General features: G+C 31.5%; 15 protein-coding genes. 10 read left to right on the forward strand and 5 right to left on the reverse strand.

Annotation, left to right across the window (positions count from 1 at the left end):
• Nucleotides 1–21 precede the first annotated feature (21 nt).
• Nucleotides 22–1,719 carry a gliding motility lipoprotein GldJ gene (gene gldJ / locus L3X37_RS04930; protein WP_237239056.1) on the reverse strand — a complete coding sequence of 566 codons (1,698 nt, stop codon included), beginning with the start codon at nucleotides 1,717–1,719 and terminating at the stop codon, nucleotides 22–24.
• Nucleotides 1,720–1,982: 263 nt separating this feature from the next.
• Between gldJ and porU the strand changes: the two genes are divergently transcribed.
• From porU to L3X37_RS04975, 9 genes are all read left to right on the forward strand, one after another.
• Nucleotides 1,983–5,864, forward strand: a complete 3,882-nt coding sequence (gene porU, locus L3X37_RS04935) for a type IX secretion system sortase PorU (protein ID WP_237239057.1) — start codon at nucleotides 1,983–1,985, stop codon at nucleotides 5,862–5,864.
• A 33-nt stretch (nucleotides 5,865–5,897) separates the two neighbouring features.
• Nucleotides 5,898–7,133 carry a type IX secretion system outer membrane channel protein PorV gene (gene porV, locus L3X37_RS04940; protein WP_237239058.1) on the forward strand — a complete coding sequence of 412 codons (1,236 nt, stop codon included), beginning with the start codon at nucleotides 5,898–5,900 and terminating at the stop codon, nucleotides 7,131–7,133.
• 91 nt (nucleotides 7,134–7,224) lie between these two features.
• Nucleotides 7,225–7,707 carry a cytidine deaminase gene (gene cdd, locus L3X37_RS04945; RefSeq protein ID WP_237239059.1) on the forward strand — a complete coding sequence of 161 codons (483 nt, stop codon included), beginning with the start codon at nucleotides 7,225–7,227 and terminating at the stop codon, nucleotides 7,705–7,707.
• Nucleotides 7,708–7,883: 176 nt separating this feature from the next.
• Entirely contained in the window at nucleotides 7,884–8,882 is a 999-nt protein-coding gene (pdhA, locus tag L3X37_RS04950) for a pyruvate dehydrogenase (acetyl-transferring) E1 component subunit alpha (RefSeq protein WP_237239060.1), read from the forward strand.
• Nucleotides 8,883–8,885: 3 nt separating this feature from the next.
• Nucleotides 8,886–10,535: a pyruvate dehydrogenase complex dihydrolipoamide acetyltransferase gene (locus tag L3X37_RS04955; protein WP_237239061.1), complete on the forward strand. Its 1,650-nt coding sequence runs from the start codon at nucleotides 8,886–8,888 to the stop codon at nucleotides 10,533–10,535.
• Between the two features lie 102 nt (nucleotides 10,536–10,637).
• On the forward strand, nucleotides 10,638–11,615 hold the full coding sequence (locus L3X37_RS04960; protein ID WP_237239062.1) for a M28 family metallopeptidase: 978 nt from the start codon (nucleotides 10,638–10,640) through the stop codon (nucleotides 11,613–11,615).
• Complete coding sequence (locus L3X37_RS04965) at nucleotides 11,608–12,288, forward strand: SDR family NAD(P)-dependent oxidoreductase (protein ID WP_237239063.1); 681 nt, start codon at nucleotides 11,608–11,610, stop codon at nucleotides 12,286–12,288. Before L3X37_RS04960 ends, L3X37_RS04965 begins: the two co-directional genes overlap by 8 nt.
• Nucleotides 12,289–12,366: 78 nt before the next feature.
• Nucleotides 12,367–15,600 carry an FIDD domain-containing protein gene (locus L3X37_RS04970; RefSeq protein WP_237239064.1) on the forward strand — a complete coding sequence of 1,078 codons (3,234 nt, stop codon included), beginning with the start codon at nucleotides 12,367–12,369 and terminating at the stop codon, nucleotides 15,598–15,600.
• 94 nt (nucleotides 15,601–15,694) lie between these two features.
• Nucleotides 15,695–16,330: an HAD family hydrolase gene (locus L3X37_RS04975; protein ID WP_237239065.1), complete on the forward strand. Its 636-nt coding sequence runs from the start codon at nucleotides 15,695–15,697 to the stop codon at nucleotides 16,328–16,330.
• Nucleotides 16,331–16,335: 5 nt separating this feature from the next.
• Here L3X37_RS04975 and L3X37_RS04980 read toward each other — a convergent pair whose 3' ends face one another.
• From L3X37_RS04980 to rnhB, 4 genes are all read right to left on the reverse strand, one after another.
• Nucleotides 16,336–17,385 (reverse strand): nucleoid-associated protein, encoded by a 1,050-nt coding sequence (locus tag L3X37_RS04980; RefSeq protein WP_237239066.1) that lies wholly within the window; start codon nucleotides 17,383–17,385, stop codon nucleotides 16,336–16,338.
• Between the two features lie 216 nt (nucleotides 17,386–17,601).
• Nucleotides 17,602–17,883, reverse strand: a complete 282-nt coding sequence (locus L3X37_RS04985) for a hypothetical protein (protein WP_237239067.1) — start codon at nucleotides 17,881–17,883, stop codon at nucleotides 17,602–17,604.
• 71 nt (nucleotides 17,884–17,954) lie between these two features.
• Nucleotides 17,955–20,381 (reverse strand): ribonuclease HII, encoded by a 2,427-nt coding sequence (locus L3X37_RS04990; RefSeq protein ID WP_237239072.1) that lies wholly within the window; start codon nucleotides 20,379–20,381, stop codon nucleotides 17,955–17,957.
• Between the two features lie 189 nt (nucleotides 20,382–20,570).
• Nucleotides 20,571–21,170 carry a ribonuclease HII gene (rnhB, locus tag L3X37_RS04995; protein WP_237239068.1) on the reverse strand — a complete coding sequence of 200 codons (600 nt, stop codon included), beginning with the start codon at nucleotides 21,168–21,170 and terminating at the stop codon, nucleotides 20,571–20,573.
• A 220-nt stretch (nucleotides 21,171–21,390) separates the two neighbouring features.
• Here rnhB and L3X37_RS05000 point away from each other — a divergent pair, with 220 nt between their 5' ends.
• On the forward strand, nucleotides 21,391–23,379 hold the full coding sequence (locus L3X37_RS05000; RefSeq protein WP_237239069.1) for a putative porin: 1,989 nt from the start codon (nucleotides 21,391–21,393) through the stop codon (nucleotides 23,377–23,379).
• The last annotated feature ends 404 nt before the right edge of the window (nucleotides 23,380–23,783 follow it).

The raw sequence follows: 23,783 nt of genomic DNA on the forward strand, positions 1-23,783 counted from the left end.
ATTTATTTTAAGAATTGGTTTTTAATTCTTGGTCTTGTTTTTAGCTTTACTTTTAGATCCTACACGAGACATAGCACATCTAAATCCAATGTAATCGGTAGCCATATCTTGAGGGAAGTAACGTCTTTGAGCCGGATCTAGCCAATATTCTCTATCTTTCCAAGAACCACCTTTGTAAACTCTAACTTCGTCATTAATTAAAGAAGATCTATTATTGCTTTTATCATATTCTCTAACAATATTTCCTAAAGAATCTCTTGAGATTTTATGTTTAGGGGAGTTGTACATTTGTCGAGTTTCTGCATGAGCATTATTTTCATCCGTTTCTTCATCTTCATTAAAGCTTTCAAAATTACGAGAAGAACGTCTGTCACCATCTCTAAAGTTTATAACATTGCTCTTATGAAAATTAGTTCTTAAATAGGTTTCGTTCTCATCTACAGGAACTTGTAAAATTTCTCCAGGTAAATTTCTTGCAATTACTTTACCATTAGATAGAGTATCATAAACTATATCGTCTGAAGTCACTACCTTAACAGTGCCATCTTCATTAATTGCGTTTTTAGTATAAACGTTTCCACGGTAGTAGTTAAAGTCGTTAAACTCATCATCAATAATTGGTCTGTAAACGTCTGCTACCCATTCGGCAACATTACCAGCCATATCATATAGTCCAAAGTCATTTGGTTCGTATGATTTAACTTCGTTAGTAATATCTGCACCATCATCAGACCAACCTGCAATACCACCATAATCTCCTTTGCCTTGCTTAAAGTTAGCTAATTGATCACCGCGTATTTTACGTTTTCCAGAACGTGTGTATTGTCCATCCCATGGGTATTTTTTACGACCTCTATAAAGATTATAGCTTCTTAATTCACTTAAGCCTAAAGCAGCATATTCCCACTCGGTTTCGGTTGGTAGTCTGTACTTTGGTGAAATAATACCTGTTTCACGAGTGGCGTAAATACCAGTTTCGTTACCATCTGCATCGGTTCTTACATTTCTTCTACCTCTTCCGTCACCATTTATAATTTCTTCATTACCGCCATAAGTTAAAGTAGGAGCGTTAATGTAGGTGTCTGTACTAAAAGTTTGGTCAGCATTAACATCTAAAGTTTTTGCATCTCTTTTTAAGTAGCCTGCTCTTTCAAGATAAAACTCATTTACACGATCTGATCTCCAATTAGCATATTCAACTGCTTGAATCCAACTAACACCAACAACAGGATATTCTGCATAGCCTGGGTGACGTAAGTAGTTTTCAGTCATAATCTCGTTAAAACCTAAACGATTTCTCCAAACTAAAGTATCTGGTAAAGCACCATGATAAATGGCTCTAAAATTATCATCTGTTGGTGGGTAAACACGCTTAATCCAATCTAAGTATTCTAAGTACATTACATTGGTGACTTCGGTTTCGTCCATATAAAAAGATTGAACATGCTGCTGCGTTGGAGTATTATTCCAATCGTGCATCACGTCGTCTTGTACTTTACCTTTAGTAAAAGTTCCGCCTTCTATAAAAACTAAACCTGGTGCGGTTTCTTGTTCTTTAAAACTGGTGTTGTATTGAAAACCACCTTCTCTGTCGTTGATTTGCCATCCTGTTGCTCTAGAACTATTCTTCGAGCTCGAAGATTTTTTACAACCAATAGCGGTTACAGATAGTGCTAAAACTACCATAACTTTTAATGCTACTACTTTTTTCATATCCATACGTTTAAGTAAGCTAATAATATTTTTGGTGCTGCAATATAAGAATTAAACCGAATAACACAAGCAATTTTTTGCATTTTAACCAAAAAAAGATGCATTTCATCCTATTTTTTAAACATTACAACGATGATTTTGGTGTTTTTACCGTTGTTTTGTGTTTAATAAACGCACGTTTTACTAATTTATTATTGTATTTTTGATGTGGTTTATAAATTTGTTATTTTTTTTAATAATAACATGTTATAAATGCCGTTATTTTAGCGATGAAAGAGAAAATTTTAGTTTTATTTTTATTTTTTTCTGCTGTTCTGTTTTCACAGCAAAAAAAGTTTACTGTTAATTGGGATGGGTACCAAACCATTTCTGGGGGTAATTATAATTTAAAAATACCAGCTTTTAACCCAGATAATTTTAGCTACGATTTTAACGAAGGGTTGTTATTTACAGCGCAATGGAAAATATCTAAGGCTGTTAATGAGTCTTCAGTAAAAGTTACCAACGTTAATTATACTTCAATTTCTAAAGAAGAATTAAAAGATGTTAACTTAAATATAATTGGAAACGAGTTAAAATTCACTTTAAAAAATTCAAAAGGGCGGCATCATCAATTTGCTTATTTTCAAATAACGCCTATTATTAAAGATACTAATGGTAGTTATAAAAAAGTACAATCGTTTCAAATAAGTTATAATACAAGTGCTAGTAAAGCGTCTTTGCTTAGTAGAGACCAAGGTGTTTCAGGGGTAATAACAAATTCGGTTTTAAGCTCTGGAGAGTGGTATAAATTTTATGTAGATACTACGGGTGTTTTTAAAATCTCTAAAAGTTTTTTACAAAATTTAGGAGTAAATGTTAACAGTATTGATACGCGAACTATAAAATTATATGGAAATGGTGGACGCATGATACCATATTCAAATTCTGTTACTTATCCTTTTGATGTTACCGAAAATGCTATAAAATTTATAGGAGAAGAAGATGGCGTTTTTAATAACGAAGATTATATTTTGTTTTATGCTCAGGGTCCAAAAGAATTTAATGTAGAAAGTAATACCAATATTAATTGTTATACTAATAAAACCTATTATTACATAAATGTGAGTTCTGGTTTAGGTAAACGCATTCAACCTATGGTTCAGCCTACAGGAACAGTAGATATGATGATTGATACTTTTGAAGATTATAAATTTCATGAAGTTGATGAGTTTAATATCGCATTTTTAGGTAGGCGATGGTTTGGAGAGCGCTTTGATATTGATAACGATAAAACCTTTGAATTCGATTTTCCTAATCTGGTAACTTCTGTTCCTGTTAATCTTAAGGTCTATGTGGCATCGTCATCTTCAACACAAAGTAGCATGAAAATTAGTGTTAATAGTAGTGAAGTTTCAACCCTTTCAATGGCTGGTGCATCAAGTCCTACTTTGGCAAGCGGAGCTTCGTATAATGGTAACTTAAACGTAAATTCTGCTAACATAAGTGTTAATCTTAATTATGATAATCAAGGAAACCCAAGTGGTTTAGGTTATTTGGATTATATCTCTATTGAAGCCACGAGAGCTTTAACTTTTATAGATAAGCAGTTTCAATTTAAAAATAGCCATGTTGCTTCAGTTTCAGGAATAGGGCAATACAATATCTCTAATGCGTCGCAAATTTCAGAAATTTGGGATATAACAGATTTATATAACGCTACAAGTTATATAAATCAAGATGCTAGTAGTAGCCTCTCTTTTACAGCAACTTTGGGGTCACTAAAAACCTATGTTGCTGTAACACCTTTAGATTATTTTGAACCAAAATTTGATGCCAATAAAACCATTGCCAATCAAAATATAAAAGGAACTATTTTTCAGAATTCTGAGGGGCAATTTCAAGATGTAGATTACATTATTGTAGCGCCAAATAATATGCTTAACCAAGCAGAACGTTTAGCACAAATAAATAAAAATCAATATAATTTGAATGTTAAGGTAGTTGGTTTAAATGAAGTTTATAATGAGTTTAGTACAGGAAATCAAGATGTTGGCGCTATTCGAAATTTAGTAAAATATGTTTACGATAATGCTAGTACTCCAGAAAACAGAATTAAATATTTGTGCTTATTTGGTGATGGCTCTTTTGATTATAAAAACAGAATACCCAACAATACTAACATTATGCCTTCATGGTATTCGTACAATAGTTTTAATTTGACTAATTCGTTTGTTTCAGACGATTTTTATGGTATGATGGATGCTAATGAAGGAACCATGGCTACAAGTGACAAGTTGGATATAGCCGTTGGCAGAATACTAGCCGATACACCACAACGAGCCAAAGAAATGGTAGATAAAATTGAAAGCTACTACGTAAAAGAAGCATTTGGTAGCTGGCGTAATAATTTTATAGTAGTTTCAGATGATGTTGATAAAGATTGGGAAGGTATTTTGCAGCAAACCACAGATAATGTTGGGAATACTGTAAATCAAGAAAAACAATTTATAAACGTAGTTAAAATCCATACAGATGCCTATAAACAAGAAGCTTCTGCTGGTGGAAATAGATATCCACAAGTAACAGAATCATTGATTAATGCTATAGACAATGGCGCGTTGGTGGTCAATTATTTTGGTCATGGAGGAGAAGAAGGTTTAGCTCAAGAGCGTATTTTAACAAAACCTAATGTAGAGAGTTTTCGTAACTTTTGTAAGCTTAATTGTTTTGTAACGGTTACCTGCGAGTTTACTAAATTCGATAATCCTTTTCGAGAAACTGCTGGCGAATTCACCTATTGGAATAAAAAGGCTGGTGCAATAGGTTTAATTACAACTACAAGACAGGTTTTTGTTAATTTCGGAATAACATTCAATAACGAATTAGGGCAATATTTGTTTTCTTATAATGATGCTGATGCTTTTGAAGATTACGAGTATCCGTCAATGGCTGAAGCTTTGCGCTTGACAAAAAATTTACCATCAATATCAAATCAAAGCCAAAGACGACTAGTATTTTTTATTGGAGACCCCGCAATGAAATTGGCTTTTCCTAAGCCAAGTGTTAGATTAACACAAATAAATGATGTACCCATTACGCAAGCTACCGATACTTTAAAAGCTTTGAGCTATGTAAAACTTGCGGGTGAAGTTACAGATGTTTCGGGTAATGTGTTAACTGATTATAGCGGAACACTTTCTACTACTATTTACGATAAAAATATAGACAGACAAACTTTAGCAAACGACGGTACACGATTAAACGGACAATTAGTACAACTAGATTTTGAAACCCTTGGAGAAATAGTTTTTCGTGGGCAAGCTTCGGTTACAAACGGTCAATTTGAATTCGATTTTGTAGTACCAAAAGATATTAGCATTCCTGTTGGATTTGGAAAAGTGAGCTTTTATTCAAAAAATGAAGCATTACTTGAAGATCAATCTGGTGTTAGTCTCAATACAGTTAGAATTGGTGGATTAAACGAAAATGCAGCCGAAGATAATATAGGGCCTGTAATTACACTTTTTATGAATGATGAAAATTTCGTTTCAGGAGGTATTACTAACGAATCGCCAACACTATTAGCCAAATTAGAAGACGAAAATGGTATAAATACAGCAAGTGGTATTGGGCATGATATTGTTGCTATTATTGATGGCGACGAAACCAACCCATTTATATTAAACGATTACTACCAAACCGAAGTAGATAATTATAAAAAAGGAGTGGTTTCTTTTCCTTTTAGAGATTTAGAACCTGGACTTCACACTTTAACGTTAAAAGCATGGGATGTTTACAATAATTCGTCAGTCACTGAAATTCAGTTTGTTGTACACGATAAAGACCAAGAATTAGTAATAAACAATGTGCTTAATTACCCAAATCCTTTTGTTAATTATACAGAATTTTGGTTTAATCACAATAGTTCAGACCCTTTAGACGTTTCTATACAGATATTCACCGTTTCTGGCAAATTAGTTAAAACGCTTAACGGACAAACTATTGCAGGTACTAAAACAACCAGTTCGTTGTCCAGAGACATAGTTTGGGATGGAAGAGATGATTTTGGAGATAAAATAGGAAAAGGTGTTTATATATATAAGCTTACGGTACAATCTAATTTGCTTAATAAAAAAGTTGAAAAAATAGAGAAACTTGTTATCCTCTAATAAAAATTTATATTTGTTAAATAAAACTAACTTATGAAGAAAGGAATATTGATATTAATAGCATTTGCTATTTTTTTTAAAATTGAAGCTCAAACAACGGTAATACCAAATGATGATAAAAGAGTTATAACTACAGGTCTTCCATTTGTTTTGATAGCATCGGATGCGCGTGCTGCTTCGATGGGTGATATGGGAGTTGCTACATCAGTTGATGCCTATTCGCAACAATGGAACTCATCAAAATATGCGTTTTCAGAAACTAAATCTGGAATTGCAATAAGCTACACACCATATTTGAGTAAACTAGTTAACGATATTTTTCTAGGTAATGTTACTTATTTTAATCGTATAGATGAGCGTAGTTCTTTTGCAGCCAGTTTTAAGTATTTTTCTCTTGGAGATATAGAGTTTGTACAAGATGAATTTTCAGATGCTTTAATACAAAGACCAAACGAGTTAACCATTGATGCATCGTATGCCTTGAGATTAACAGATCAATTCGCTATGTCTGTTGCCATGCGCTATTTACGCTCAGATTTAAGGTTAGATACTGGAAACAATGATACTGCTGCAGCAAGTACTTTTGGTGTAGATATTTCTGGTTATTATCAAAGTGAAGAAGAAGCCTATAACGATTTTAATGGACGATGGAGAATGGGATTCGCTATTCAAAATATTGGTCCAAAATTTAAATACGATGAAGGTGGACAAGAAAATTTTCAGCCAACCCTATTGCGCTTAGGAGCAGGTTTCGATTTTATTTTTGATGATTATAACACAATTGCAGTAACCGCAGAAGTTGGGAAATTATTGGTGCCAACACCTCCAGCGTTTGGAGATGAATATAGTTTTACAGACAATAATGGTAATGGAACTTACGAAGAAGGTGTTGATGATTTAGGGAATATAACTCAAAGGAATGTCATTATAGGAGAAGACACACAAGATGTCAACTTTTTATCAGGTATGTTCCAGTCCTTTGGAGATGCACCAGGAGGTTTTAGCGAAGAATTAAAAGAGTTTACTTGGTCGCTTGGAGCTGAATATGTATACCAAGATGCATTTGCTTTTAGAGCTGGTTATTTTAATGAAAGTGAAGAAAAAGGAGCGAGAAAGTTTTTAGCACTCGGAGCAGGGTTTAAATACAACGTTGTTAATATCGATTTGTCTTACTTGTTTTCAGCATCAAAAATTCAAAGCCCATTAGAAAATACATTGAGGTTTTCACTTACCTTTAATATAGGGGCAGAAACTTTTAGTGAATACTAATCTTGCCTTTACTAATAATTTATTAAAAAACTATTGTGATAAGCAATAGTTTTTTTGTTTATATTGGTATTACAGTCTTATTCAATATGTAATGAAAGAAATAAAAATTGAATCAACCCTTTATGTCTTTGAGGGTTTAAATGAATTACCACAAGATGTTATAAAACTAATACAAAAAGCCACTGAAGCAAGAGAAAAAGCTTATGCACCTTATTCGAATTTTAGTGTAGGAGCAGCAATTCTTTTAGATAATAGTAAAATAATTACAGGCAATAATCAAGAAAATGCTTCCTATCCTTCTGGGTTATGTGCAGAACGAACAGCTATTTATTATGTTGGAGCAAAATATCCAGATGTTAAAATAATAAGAATGGCTATTGTGGCGGGTTCTAAAAAAAATAAAACATCAAGTCCAATTCCTCCTTGTGGTGCTTGCAGACAAGCTATTGCAGAATATGAAGTAAAACAAAATACTCCTATAGAAATTTATTTTATGGGGGAAACTGGTAAAGTAGCAAAGTCGAATTCATTAGCTAATTTATTACCATTAGGTTTTGATAAATCGATGCTTTAAATCAGTATTCATTTAAATTGTTTAATTAATTATCTTTAAAATTAATAATTAGTTAATCGAAGTTGTTTTGAGCGCTTTTTTTCACAATTTTATTACTTTAATGATGTTGTGTTTTTGCAATACAATACAATGTATTACTTTTGTATTTCGCGAAATTAAAAACGTAATAGTAGCAGATGCAAAAAATCACAAAAGAGGTATATCTCAAATGGTATGAAGATATGTTATTCTGGAGAAAATTTGAAGACAAGTTAGCTGCAGTATACATTCAACAAAAAGTAAGAGGATTTCTTCATTTATACAACGGTCAAGAAGCTGTTTTAGCAGGCGCTTTGCATGCTATGGACTTGACTAAGGATAAGATGATTACTGCTTATCGTAATCATGTTCAGCCAATTGGTATGGGTGTAGACCCTAAACGTGTTATGGCAGAATTATATGGAAAGGTTACTGGAACATCTCATGGTATGGGAGGCTCTATGCATATCTTTTCTAAAGAGCATCGTTTTTACGGCGGGCATGGTATTGTTGGCGGTCAAATTCCCTTAGGAGCAGGTATTGCTTTTGGAGATAAATACCACGATAAAGATGCTGTAACACTATGTTGTTTTGGTGATGGGGCCGCAAGACAAGGGTCGTTACACGAAACTTTTAATTTAGCAATGCTTTGGAATTTACCTGTAGTATTTGTTTGCGAAAACAATGGATATGCTATGGGAACTTCAGTTGAACGTACCGCAAATCATGATGAGATTTGGAAATTAGGAAGAGGTTACGAAATGCCATCTGGACCAGTAGATGGTATGAATCCTGTAAAAGTAGCCGAAGCATTTGACGAAGCTATTCAACGTGCTAGAAAAGGAGGAGGACCAACATTTTTAGAGCTAAAAACCTACCGATACAGAGGACATTCAATGTCTGACGCACAACATTATAGAACTAAAGCCGAGGTTGAAGAGTACAAGAAAATAGATCCAATTACACAAGTAAAAGATATTATTCTTGAAAAGAAATATGCTATCGAAGAAGCTATTAAAGAAATTGATAAGCGAGTTAAAGCCAAAGTTGCAGAATGTGAGAAATTTGCTGAAGAATCACCATTCCCAGAAGTTCAGCAATTGTATGATGTAGTATACGAGCAAGAAGATTATCCATTTATAAAACACAAATTATAAGATATGGCAATAGTTGTAAATATGCCGCGTTTAAGCGATACGATGGAAGAAGGAACCGTTGCTGCTTGGTTAAAGAAGGTAGGTGATAAGGTTGAAGAAGGCGATATTTTAGCTGAAATTGAAACTGATAAAGCCACAATGGAGTTTGAATCTTTTAATGAAGGAACATTACTTCATATTGGTGTTCAAGAAGGTGAAACTACTAAGGTAGATGAGCTTTTGGCTATAATTGGTGATGAAGGTGAAGATATCTCTGATATTTTAAATGGAAGTGGTAGCGCTTCTGCGGAAGCAAAAGAAGAAGATAGTAAAGAAGAAGTTGCCGATTCAAGTTCTGAAGAAACTTCTCAAGCTAACGATGCACCAGCTGGATCAACTGATTTACCTGAAGGTGTTATAGTTGTAACTATGCCGCGTTTAAGTGATACCATGGAAGAAGGAACAGTAGCAACTTGGTTAAAAAAAGTTGGTGATACTGTTGAAGAAGGTGATATTTTAGCCGAAATAGAAACCGATAAAGCCACTATGGAGTTTGAATCATTCCAATCTGGTACGTTGTTAGAAATAGGATTACAAGAAGGAGAATCTGCTAAAGTAGATGAACTTCTTGCTATCATTGGTCCTGCGGGTACTGATGTTTCAGGTATTGCAGCGAACTTTTCAGCATCAGCCGGATCAGTTAAAAAAGAAGAAGTACCTAAAGTTGAAACTAAGGCAGAAACTCCGAGCAAAACTTCTGCGGTCACTTCGAGCGCAGTCGAGAAGTCTCAAAAACCTACGCCAACACCAGTTACAGCAAACGGACGTGTTTATGTATCGCCTTTAGCCAAAAAATTAGCAGAAGAAAAAGGCATCAATTTAACTAAAGTTCAAGGCTCTGGTGAAAACGGACGAATTATAAAACGAGATATTGAGAATTACGAACCAGCAGCAGGAGCAGCATCGGTTGGTAAATTTGTGCCTTCTGGTCAAGAAGATTTTGATGAGGTTCCAAATTCTCAAATGCGTAAAGCTATTGCTAAGTCTTTAACTAAATCTAAATTTTCTGCACCACATTATTATTTGGCAGTTGAGTTTGATATGGATAACGCGATTGCTTTTAGAACGCAATTCAATTCAGTCCCAGATACAAAAATTTCATTCAATGATATTGTAGTTAAGGCCTGTGCTTTGGCATTAAAACAACATCCACAAGTTAACTCGCAGTGGTTTGATGATAAAATGCGTTTGAATAACCATGTGCATATTGGTGTTGCAGTTGCAGTTCCAGACGGATTGGTTGTGCCTGTAGTTCGTTTTGCAAACGAGCAAAGCTTACCGCAAATTGGTGCAGAAGTTAAAGAGCTAGCAGGAAAAGCAAGAAATAAAAAATTAACTCCAGATGAAATGTCTGGTAGCACATTTACGGTGTCTAACTTAGGGATGTTTGGTATCGATTATTTTACGTCGATTATCAATCAGCCTAACTCAGCAATTTTATCTGTTGGCGCTATTGTTCAAAAACCAGTGGTTAAAGATGGGCAAATTGTTGTTGGAAATACCATGAAGTTAACTCTAGCTTGCGACCATAGAACGGTTGACGGCGCTACTGGAGCACAATTTCTTCAAACTTTAAAAGGGTATATTGAGAATCCTGTGACGATGCTAGTGTAAAAAACTTGCTAGGCTTAGTCTAAGACTCATAACACAAGTTAAAACCTGTTTCAATTTGATTGGAGCAGGTTTTTTTTATCTTTATCTTTTAATAGAAGACTTATGAAAAATTTTTTATCACTTGTGTTTTTAGTATTCTTAGTTTCTTGTGCTGTTACTGTGAAAGGTAATGATGGTAAGGATGGAAAAGATGGGGTTAGTGCCCCAATAAAAACCACAGTACAATCTGTTAAACAAAGTATGGAGTATTTAGCTTCAGATGAGTTAGAAGGAAGAAAAACAGGAAGTATAGGTATTGAAAAAGCTGCTGTTTTTATCGAAAACTACTTCAAAAAAAATAGTATAAAACCATATTTTAAAACGTACAGAGATAGTTTTAATTTAGAGGATGTTGTAGGTTATAACATTGTTGGTTTTATAGAAGGTAACGACCCAAAACTTAAAAACGAATTTGTTATTCTCGGGGCACATTACGATCATATTGGCATGGGTAAAGAAGTTAATGGCGATGTAATTGCTAACGGCGCAAACGATGATGCTTCTGGTACAGTAGCGGTAATGGAATGGGCAAAATATTTCGCAAAAACAAAAACCAATAAACGAAGTATATTGTTTACTTTATATTCTGCCGAGGAAATGGGATTAAAAGGGTCTGGTCATTTAGCAGAACGACTTAAAAAAGAAAACCTAAATTTATATACCATGATAAATTTTGAAATGATTGGGGTGCCAAGGGCAGAGGAGGAAATTGTGGCTTATATGACTGGTTACGAAAAATCTAATTTAGCTAAAAAGTTAAATGAATATCGCGGAAAAGAAATTATTGGTTTTTTTCCTAAGGCAAAAGAATTTCAATTGTTTTTTAGGTCAGATAACTACCCATTTTATAAAGCATTTAAAATACCTGCTCATGCTATTTCAACTTTCGATTTTACTAATTTTGATTATTATCATCATGTTGATGATGAAGCCGATAAAATGGATTTTAATCACATGATAGATTTTATAAATAAAATGATTCCAGCATTAGAAGGTATGATAAATTCAGCTTCGCAAGAAATAAAAATGAACGATGAGTAACATAATAATTACAGGAACAAGTAGAGGCATAGGATTTGAATTAGTAAAGCTATTCTCAGAGGCTGGACACAATGTTTTGGCGCTTTCGCGGAACGATAAGCCTATAAAAGCTTTAAAGTTGAAGAATGTAAATTCGATACCTTTTGATTTGTCTGATGAAAAAGCATATTCTACAGTTGAAACGTTTATAAAAGAAAATTGGCAACAAGTTGATGTATTAATAAATAATGCTGGAACACTATTAAACAAGCCATTTGCTGATACATCAATCTCAGATTTCGAGCAAGTGTATAAAACTAATGTTTTTGGAGTTGCTGAAATGACACGCGTAGTTTTACCTTTTATGGCAAGCGGTAGTCATGTAGTTACAATAAGCTCTATGGGAGGCGTACAAGGCAGCATGAAGTTTCCAGGATTAGCAGCATATAGCTCAAGTAAAGGCGCAGTAATTACTTTAACAGAATTACTAGCCGAAGAGTATAAAGAAAAAGGTATTGCCTTTAACGTTTTAGCTTTAGGTGCTGTGCAAACCGAAATGCTTGAAGAAGCATTTCCAGGTTATAAAGCACCAACAACAGCCTTAGAAATGGCACAATATATTTTAGATTTTTCGTTAAATGGAAATAAATATTATAATGGTAAATTGTTGCAGGTTTCTAATTCCACGCCGTAATATGATTGTTTAACCCAGATTTTAGTTAAATGTCTATAAAAGCAATCATAATTAATCATATTTTCTATTTTTGATTTTATGAAGAATATTCTTTCTTTATTGTTTGTTTTGTCTGTCATTAGTGTATCCGCGCAAATAACTTTAACGCATAATGTAGGTAATATCCCAATTGATACAGGAATGCCTAATTGTGAAGATGAAGAGCATTGGGCTCGAGCTTTTACTCTTTCTGATTTTGGGATAACGACTAGCGAGCAATTTATTATTCGTTCAGGTCAAGTAGCTATTAGTAATTCTTATAACGGAGCTATAATGGCATTTGATATTTTTGGTATCGATTCAAATTTTCCTAATTCAACTCCTAACTATATTGGAGGGGCTGTAACATATGCTCCTCAAATAGGAAATGTTCCTGAAATTGTTCCGATTGAATTTTTAAACCCAATTGTTGTTCCTACAGATGTTGAAAAAATATTAGTTGTAGTTACTCAAAGTGATGATATATATAATCCTGATTATAAAGAGGTTTTAATAGCAGGTACAGCACAGGATAACGATGTGTCTTGGTTTAGTGGCTGTAGAGAATATTATACTTATACACCAACAACAGAACTAAATAACCCAGTACCAAACGCAAATTTTTTTATAAATGTTACAGGAGAAACATTTAGTCCATCTAATTATGGCTCAAATACCACTTTAACACATAATGTTTGTGATAACGTTATAAGGACCTCACAACATTCATGTTCTTTTGGGGAGCAATCATGGGCAAGAGTATTTAATCTAGAAGACTTTGGAATATCTGATAACGAAGAATTTATAATTAATTCAGGTCAGATAGGTGTTTCTAGCACTAGGGGAGGTGCTACAGTTACTTTTAATATATATGAAATTGATGATAATTTTCCTTCTTCTTTTTCTGAAAATAGTTTAATAGGAAGTAGTCAAGAAGTGCAAATTCCTTATGTAGATAGTTATTATAACATTACTAGAATATTTACAATTGATTTTAATTTTCCTATAGCTGTATCTGCTAGTATAAAAAGAATCTTAGTTGTGGTTAATGTTGGTATAGTTTGGGGAGATGGAGTTATGTTCATTGGAGGTACAGAACAGGATAATGATGTTTCATGGTATAAGGGGTGCTCTACAGCTAATGGTGGTTTTCTGCCAAGTTTTGTTACAACTGAAAGTATTGGATATGGTGATGCAAGATTTTTTATAAACGTAACAGGAAATGTAAACCACATAACCAATAACTTTGAAATGAATATTTCAAATATATGTTCCGAGTTTTTAAAAGAATTTAGTGTTGAAAATAAAGATAATATAGCTTCTGTAATATGGGACTTTGGAGATTCAGCATCTGGAGCAGATAATACTTCTGCAGATTTATCGCCTTTTCATGATTTTTCTTCTGATGGTACCTACACGGTTACAGCTACTGTAACAGGAAATGACTCAAGTGTTGAGGTGTTGACTGAAACCATCAATGTTAAAGAACCTCCAAATGTTTACGGAATTAATAATATTGAAGCATGTGAAGATAGCCCTAATTCTGGGTTTACATCATCTTTCAATACTTCAACTATTCAATCTCAAGTTTTAGGAAGTCAAACAGGAAGAGTGGTTACTTATATTGATGGAAGTGGAAATGAATATGAAACACTACCAAACCCTTTTACAAATACTATTAAAGATAGAGAAACGATTACAGTTAGAGTTGCAAGAAGTGATGAACTGTGTTGTTATTCTGAAACCTCTTTTGATTTAATAGTAAACCCATTACCAGATTTAACAACTATTGAAGATATACAAGAATGTGATGACGATACCGATGGTTTTACAACGTTTAATTTAACCCAAATTCAATCTGATTTATCGGGAAATAATAATCTTGTTAATTTTTATTTTGAAGATGGTGGACAAATTTCTAATTCACAATTAAATGCTGTCATAAATAAAATCGAGAATGAAGAAACAATCACTGTTAGAGTTACAAATAATGTTACTCATTGTTATAACGAAACAAATTTTAAGTTAATTGTAAATCCATTACCCATTGCTAATGCACTAGATGAATTAATTGGTTGTGATGATAATAATGATGGAATTTCTGAATATTTTGATACAACAAATGTTGAAAACATAGTATTAGGCAATCAAAACGGTATGGTAGTAACTTATTATAACAGTGCTGGAAACCCAATAAATTTAACAAACCCTTTTACTAATTCAACTCCAAATCATGAAACCATTACAGTTAGAGTTACCAACAAACAAACTAATTGTTATGCCGAAACTCAATTAGTATTAAATACATCAACTAAACCACAAATTAATACACCAATAGATAAGTATTCTTGTAATGAAGGAAATGGAGTTGGAAGTTTTAATTTGGGTAGTTTAAAAAATGAAATTATTGGAAATCAAAATAATTTGAATGTTTATTATTTTGATGTTAATGGCACTGATATAACCAATACAATAACTTCAAATTTTAAAAATACAATAGCTTGGAATCAAACTATTTTTGTAAAAGTTGAAAATGCTTCAAGCAATTTATGCATGTCAGAAACAAGTTTTAACCTTATAGTAAATGAATTACCAGAGGTAAATATAGAAAGCGAGTATTTTTTATGTAACCTTGAGCCTTCCTTGGAAGTTGCTGTAGGTTCAGGTTTTAATTCTTACGAATGGATTTTTGAAGATGGCACTTTAATATCAAATAATTATAATGCAACCTTAACATATGCAGGAAATTATAGTTTAAAAATAAGTGAAATCAAAAATGGCATAACTTGCGAGAATAATTATGGCTTTAAATTGGTTAGATCGGTACTTCCAAAAATTGAAAATGTAGAATTTCAAGAATTGTCAGATAGCAATTTCATTAAAATTAATGCTTCTGGTGATGGAGACTTTCAATATTCCATTGATGGGAATATATATCAAAATAGCAACACATTTAATAATGTTTTAGGTGGAATTTACACGGTTTATGTAAGAGATAGACTTGGTTGTGGTATTGATTCAAAAGAAATTACAATTATAGATTATCCTAAATATTTTACACCAAACAATGATGGTAATAACGATTTTTGGCATATAAGAGGAGTTTCAAATTATCCAAATGCAATTGTAAATATTTATGACCGATACGGTAAACTTTTAAAACAAATAAACTCAAATAGTTCTGGTTGGGATGGGACTTTTTCTGGAAAATATATGCCAAATTCAGATTATTGGTTTACAGTTTTTTTAAATGAAGAAAAAAGTTTTACAGGTCACTTTGCTTTAAAAAGGTAAATCAGTTATGTGTTGAAAACATTTTTACTGAGTATTTTAATTGTCATTAATAAATTTTATAATAGAAAACCTTTGGCTTATAGTTAACATAAATATGTCAAAATATAAGTGCGTTATTTTTGATTGCGATGGCGTATTAGTAGATAGTGAAACCATAGGAAATCAAGTATTTGTTGATATGGCTAACGAGCTTGGTGCTAATATTGATTTGCAATATGCTACAAAACATTTTAAGGGTGGTTTTTTGCAGAATAGTATTGAACATATTTCAAAATTAATTGATTCAGAAATTCCACAATCTTTTGAAGAGGAATATCGCAAACGCAGTTTTGATGCTTTTAAATCAAATATAAAACCCATTCAGGGAATTTTAGAAGTATTGCAAAATATAAAACGTCCCTTTTGTGTAGCATCAAGCGGACCTGAAAGTAAAATAAAACTTAATTTAGAATTAACAGGGTTATTGCCATATTTTGAGAATAACATTTTTAGTTCGTATACCATCCAAAAATGGAAACCAGATCCTGGTATTTTTTTGTTAGCAGCAGAAACTATGGGTTATAAACCAAGTGAATGTATTATTATAGAAGACAGTTTATCTGGTGTTAAAGCGGCAATTAATGGAGGTTTTGATGTGTTTGGTTTTACTATGCACGACTATGATAATGAGTTAAAAACCTTGGCTACAAAAACGTTTGATAATATGAATGACTTGTTAAAAATGATTTAGTTTACTTAAGCCTCTGTATTAAAAAACACCTTATAATAATGCATTTTCTTTTCCTCATCGTAACCACGTTCTAAATATTCTTCCGAGGCATCTGGTGCATCAATATCGAGTTTTATTTGAATATTAGTGTCTAATTTAATATCGGTTTTTATCTTTCTTTTTTCTTTAGTTACTACCTTTTCAGCAACATCAAATTGATTTCTAATAACTATGTTTTGCTGGCCTTCAAATTCTTTTTTATAATCTTCAAATTCTCTTGTCTGCTTTTCTTCTTCAAAAATTTCTTCTTTAAAGCGCTCAACATTTACCACTTCGTTTTCCTTAAAAAAATCGATGGTTTTTGCTAAAAATGTGTTTTGTTCTTGGGCGCCATAGTTGGTTTTTAAAACCTCAGTAGAAAACTCTTTACACAGTTCTATGTATTGCTGGGTGTGGTTGTTGGCATCATCAGCATATTTAATATTTAAAAACTGATTGGTCCAATATTGGGCATCGTAACCATTATTATCCACACTTAAAATAATGTTGCCTTCGGTATCACTTTGATTTAAAATTAAACAGCCTTTATCTACTTTTTTAGAGCTTATTCCTTTTTGTACCAACACATCGTAACTGTTATTTTCTAAATAGGTTTGAAAGAAGTTTATCTTATTTTCAATTTTAAAAATACCAATCGCATTTGTTGTCATTTCAGCAAATTCAATACCCTCAAACATCACAATTAAAACATCTCCCGTTTTTATTTGTGCCGAGGTAGATTGTTCGTATAAATGGGTAACTATGTGTTTTGAAGTTTCAATAAAAGCTTCATCATCATTAAAAAGTTGTGTTGCGTAACTGTTAATCTCATTTAAAGCAATGTTAGCATGATGGTTAAACCTGTAGCTTTGTACCACACTGCCAAATGGTCTTAAAAGAAACGGTAACATTAAGTCGTAGCTAGCCTCGTCAAAATCGACTAATTTTTTTGAAAATGCATTTTTTGTGTCGTTAAATTTATTGCCAACTTTATGAATAATAAACTTTGAAATGGAGGCGTTTTTTCTTGAAATCATGTATTAAATATTAAGATTGCAATAGTAACGATTTCTTAACAAACTAGCATAAAAAAAAGAACGCCAAAACATATAGTTTTGACGCTCTAGATTCGAGGACTTTCGATTTGGTTGCCTTTATATTTTTACAAATTCTACACGTTTGTTTTGTGCTGTAACGTTATTAGTATTATTGCATTAACAGAATCGGTTTCATGTTTACCTATGTATGTGCTTTTATATTTTTGTTGCTTCATTAATTTGTATCGTGGCCTCGGCTTGTATTAAAATATCAATGGCATCATCGTAAAGTGTTTTGCAATCGGCTGCGTAGTCATCGTATTTATATACTTTGTAGTATAAATCGAAAGATTGAGTTACAAAATTATCAACGCTAGAAATGCCAACTTTACTTTTTAGTCGTTTTAATTGTTTGGTTTGTGAAAAAGTATTCGATATGAAAAATAAAATCGCCATCCCAAAAAGAGAAATGCGTAATGCATTTTTAGATAGTTTCATTGTAAATATTTGATTAATAGCTGCCTTAAAGATAGAAATTTGTTTGCAAATGTAAAATCTTAATTTGAATTTTAATTCATTTGATATAGAATAACGGCATTACTTTCGCCTTTGGTAACAAATTCTAGATTTTTGTCTTTGTCTATGTTATCCATATCAATTTGAGAATTTCCGTAAACTGGAAAGTTGGCTATAGGTTTTGCTTGGCTATCGAAAAGGTGTATTTTTTGAGATTGCAAATCGACTACCGAAACATATATTTTATCATTTATATAAAATATTTTAGGAGGGCTGTAATTGCCAAAATCAAGCTCTATTGTTTTGCTTTTAATGGTAAGTTTGTTGTCTTTTAATGTAACCAATGTTTTGCTTGTGGTTTCTAATTGATGATTATTTGAAAGGTTCAAATTCTCGATAGTCGTATTGCCTCGACTATCAATCGATACTAAATCTCCGTTTTGGGTAGTAGTTGTAAACTTGTTTTTATAAAGGTGAATAGCTTCGTTTGAAAAATTATTTGAAGTTTTTGGTTTTACTCTAGTTTTACCCGTACGGTCTAAAATATAGAGTTTGTTAGCAGTTTTAAACGTTAAATAATCTTTTCCATTCATCCTAAAATGTTTGGGTTGAGTATTTATATTATTGTTGGCAGATTTAAAGGTGAATCCATTTACAATTTTTCCGCTAACATTGTACATAAATAGCTTTTTGTTCTGTGTAACTAGCAGCCTGTAATTTTTATTTTTATCATAATCAAAAACCGATAATGGCTGTGTAATATTATTGCTAAATTTTTTAGGAAATGGAGCGACATCATTACCGTTTCTGTCTATTATATATATTTTATTTGCTGTTGCAAAAGCGAGTTGGAGTCTACCGTTTTTATAAATATCAATTTGCTCAATATTTCCTAAAACGGCACCTTGTAATTGTTTTTTCCAGAGGATTTTTCCTCTATTCGAAATCAAATACAGTTTATTGTTTACATCTTGTACCACAATCTCTTTTTGTTTAGTAATGTGATTGATAACAAATTGTGGTTGGTTTAATAAATTGGCATCTAATTTTATGTTAAATTCTTCAGAAATAGAATTTTGGTATCCTCTTGTTTTTGCTTTTTTAATAATTCCATTTATGTGCGCAAAATTAATATCGTAAATAAATTGTAATCCTGATGCATTATACTTTTTTAGATTATAATTTGAATTATCTTTAAGATTTTTGTCTAAAATGGTTTTTAAAATTGATGAATTTACAATTATTAATAGCGAAGATTCATCACTTAAATTAGCTTTAATATCTTTAAAATGAGTCTGCTCGCTTAAGGTTGTTTTGTTTTGATAACTTGCTATAATATTTTGAAGCATTTCTAAACTATCAGCAAACACAAAAAAGTTATCTATGACACAATATTTTGAAGCTTTGTTAAAATTGATTAATGGGGAAAATGTATTTGAAAACAAATTGGCTTTACTAAAACTATAAATATCAATTTGTCTGTAAGTATCGGAAATGTTTAATTCGCTTAATAGAGCATCTTTAGTTGCAATAACATCAATAGAGTTTAAAACAATAGCTTGTTTTTTACCTTCGTAAACTACACCAATTTCTATAGCATTATCAAAAAGCGTTGTTGGTACAATCGAATCTTGTTTGTTGAATTTTAAAAGATTGGTTTTAAAAGTTTTATAATCGTTAAAAGTGAAGCTTAAAAAGCCATCGCTGTTTGATGGTGTTATATTTTGAATTTGATTTTCTTGCGGAATATTATTTTTAAAAATATTAATTAAACTATTAGTAGAATCGCTTGCCTTTGTAATTCCGTTAATAATCATTTCATCTTGACTAATATCGGCATCAACAGCATAATAGTTTGAAAAGTTTTTGAGGCTAATTAAATCTTCAATAAAAAACGATTTTATTATTTCATTTTCAGAATTAATTAAAACAGATAACGATTTATCTTTATCAGTGGTATTGTAAATTTTTTCTAATTCAACTTTTTTTTCAGTATTTAAAAAAGCGGCATCAATTATTTTTTTAGAAGACGATGCAAAAAACACACTATCTATAGCAGTGCTGTAAAAAATGTTATTATTTAGTGTAGATTTTGTTATCGATTTGTTTTTGTAAGTTAGTTTTTCTTCAATGTAATTTGTTAAAGAATCCGTTTTAAATAATGAAGTGTGATATTTTGTTATAATTGAATATTGAAGGCTGTCGTTGTTTTCTTTTGAAAAACAAATTAATAATTCACTTTTTGGATCTAAAATAGATAAAGCATCTAATTTATTTTTTATATCATTATAAGTATTTGTATTTGATAGTTTTTCGATTAAGTCATTATTTTGAATAGCGCTTTTTAAACTTTCAATATTTGAAGTTTTTACAACTACTGATGTGTTCTCTGGAATAAAATGAATGAACTTGGTTCGGGTTGTGTTTTGGTTTGAGCAACTAAGTGTTAATAATAAGAGGGCGAAACAAAAGAATCTCATCAAAAGAATTAATTAATAAAGAATTCCTTGAAGTTTTGCTACAAGGTTTCCGTTAAAACTGTCATTCCCGTTTTGGCAGGAATCTAAATAAGTAATTTCGCTTAAAGAAATTATTTATTTTACAAACCTAACATATTTTTCATTTTAAAAATATAAAAGTTCTTATAAAGTGAAATAAATTTAATAGGATTAAATATCTAGCTTTAATTGTTCGGGCAATAATCTAAATGATTTTCTATGGTATTTTGTTATGCCATATTTTTTAATGGCTTCTCTGTGCTCTTTTGTTGGGTAGCCTTTATTTTGTTTCCAATTGTACATAGGGAATTCATCATGAATGGTGTTCATATATATATCCCGATATGTTTTTGCTAAAATAGATGCGGCAGCAATGCTTAAATATTTACTATCGCCCTTAACAATTGTTTTATAAGGTATATAATTATAAGGTTTAAACTTATTGCCGTCAACTATTATAAATTCAGGAATGGGTTTTAGTTGGTCTATGGATTTCTGCATAGCTAAAATAGAAGCATTAAGAATATTAATAGAGTCTATTTCTTTTTCAAATATATGTGCAACACCAAAAGAAAGTGCATTGCTTTCAATTATAGGCTTTAAAAGGGCTCTTTTTTTTTTACTAAGTTGTTTAGAATCGTTTAATAGTTTATTTGAAAAATTCTGCGGAAGTATAACAGCGGCAGCGGTTACAGGACCAGCAAGACAACCACGACCAGCTTCATCTGTACCACATTCCATTAAGTAATCTGAATAATTTTTTAATAACATATTATTAGTGTTCAATAAACATTTTTAAAATCGGTCATAATTGTAATAAACGGTCTTAAATTTTATGTCCGAGTAAAGGTAGCAACTCTAGTACAAAATTGAAACTTTTTTAGAGCAAAGGCCTCAATCAATTCGTTATTTTAGTCGGAAACTAATGATTTAAAATATTTACATAAAATTACCGTTCAAATAATTACTTTTGCCTTGGAAGAATAAATTTATGAATAGATTAATTTTAGTATTGTTTTTAGTGTTTATGTTTAATAATATAAATGCTCAAGTAAAACAAAGGCCTTCAAAAGGAAAGATAGAGCGTAATAAAAAACAAGATACTCTAAATTCGTCTATAAATAAGAAACTAATATCGGAAAATTCAGGAAAAGAAAAAAAAGCAAAAATTCAAGACTACCTAATAATCTCTCATAAAAAAGATACAACATACGTAGATACAACCCTAACTATACTAAAAGAATATAAGTTTAACTACCTAAGAAAAGATAATTTCGGATTAATGCCTTTCTCAAATTTAGGGCAAACCTATAATAGTTTAACTTATAATTTTCATAATACTAGTTTAATGCCAAGTTTTGGAGCCAGAGCTAGACATTTTAATTATATGGAGGTTGAGGATATTAATTACTTCCGCGTACCAACACCATTAACAGAATTAATGTTTAAAACAGCTTTCGAGCAAGGGCAACTAGCAGACTCTTTCTTTACGATAAACACGACACCACAATTAAATTTTTCTATAGCATACAAAGGGCTTCGGTCATTAGGCAAATATCAAAATTTGTTAACAAGTACGGGTAATTTTCGATTTACAACAAACTACCAAACTAAAAACAAACGTTATTGGGCAAGAGCACATATGGTAACTCAAGATTTATTAAATCAAGAAAATGGAGGATTGCAAGATGCTATGATAGAGAATTTTGAAAATGGAGTTAAAGAATTTTTAGATCGCTCAATTCTAGAAGTAAATTTTGAGAATGCCGAAAACATTCTAAAAGGAAAACGCTTTCATTTAGAACACAATTATAGTATTATTAGTAAGAAAGATTCACTTTCAAAAAACAAACTAAGTATAGGTCATATAATATCTTTAAAAGACAAATCATATCAATATGATCAATCAAGTACAAATACATCTTATTTTGGTAATGGATTTTCAAGCTCAGGTTTTAGAGATCGGGTTACGCTTGAAAACTTATACAATCAACTCCAATTAAATTTTAGTAACAATATAATTGGTGATCTACAATTTAACGTAAGTAGTAATAATTATAATTACGGATACAATAAAGTTGTTGTATTAAATGGCAACACAATACCTAATAGATTAAAAGGTAATGTGCTTTCTACTGGAGGTAAATACCGTAAACAATTTAAAAATTTCGAGTTACATGGAGAATTAGGAATAAATGTTTCGGGAGATTTTAATGGAAACTTTATAAAAGCACACGCTATTTTCAAATTAAATAATGATTTGTCAGCAATAGCATCAATAAATCATAGTTCTAAGGCACCTAATTATAACGTTTTATTATATCAAAGCAATTACACAAATTACAATTGGAGAAGTAATTTTAATAATACCGAAACACAGCAATTAGTATTTCAATTAAAATCAAAAAAGATAGCCAATATAATGGTCGATTATTCAACAATAAACGATTATACTTATTTCAAAAGAGATGCTACAGGAATTCCAGAAGACGAGTTTATTCCAATCAAGCCATTTCAAAATAATAAAACAATTAACTATTTAAGGGTTAAATTAGATAAAGAAATTAAGGTTGGTAAATTTGCATTTCATAACACTATATTGTACCAAAATACTCAAGACGAAAACAACGTGTTAAATGTGCCACAATTTACCACTCGAAATACACTTTATTATTCTAGTCATCTTTTTAAAAAAGCCATGTATTTGCAAACAGGAGTAACATTTAATTATTTTACAGAATATCAAATGAATGACTACGATCCCCTTTTAGCAGAATTCTATGTGCAAACTGAAGAAGAATATGGAGGTTTTCCAAGGCTAGATTTCTTTATAAACGCAAAAATCCGCCAAACAAGAATTTATCTAAAAGCAGAACATTTTAACTCTGCATTCACAGGTTATAATTATTTTGCAGCACCAAATAACCCATATCGAGATTTCACAATTCGTTTCGGCGTAGTTTGGAACTTCTTTATGTAGTTTTTTATTTTGTTGTGTTCCTTTTCAAAAAAAAAGCAAGGTCCGGGGCTATCTGTTAAAAATTTTGGCTCGATGCTAGCCTTGCCAAAATAGTGCATCAAGGCAAAATGAATAATATTTTTTTATACAACCAATCGTTTTCGTGCATCAAAAATCGTTCAACTTAGCATTTTCATACGAGATAACACCTTGTAATTTTTAAAAAAACAAAAAAATATTAGCTATAACCCTCAGATAACGAGTTTATTAAAACAGACAAAAAGATAGTGATAAAAAAAAGGTAAAAAAGTCATTGTGTAAATAAAAAAGGGTAGTATGTTTGCACGCTCAAAACGGGTAAAATTGTTTTGTAATAAGTTCATTTATAGTTATCGATTTAAAGATAAAAAAGGCTATGATAATTT

Source organism: Wocania arenilitoris (assembly GCF_021728535.1).
Lineage (GTDB): Bacteria > Bacteroidota > Bacteroidia > Flavobacteriales > Flavobacteriaceae > Wocania_A > Wocania_A arenilitoris.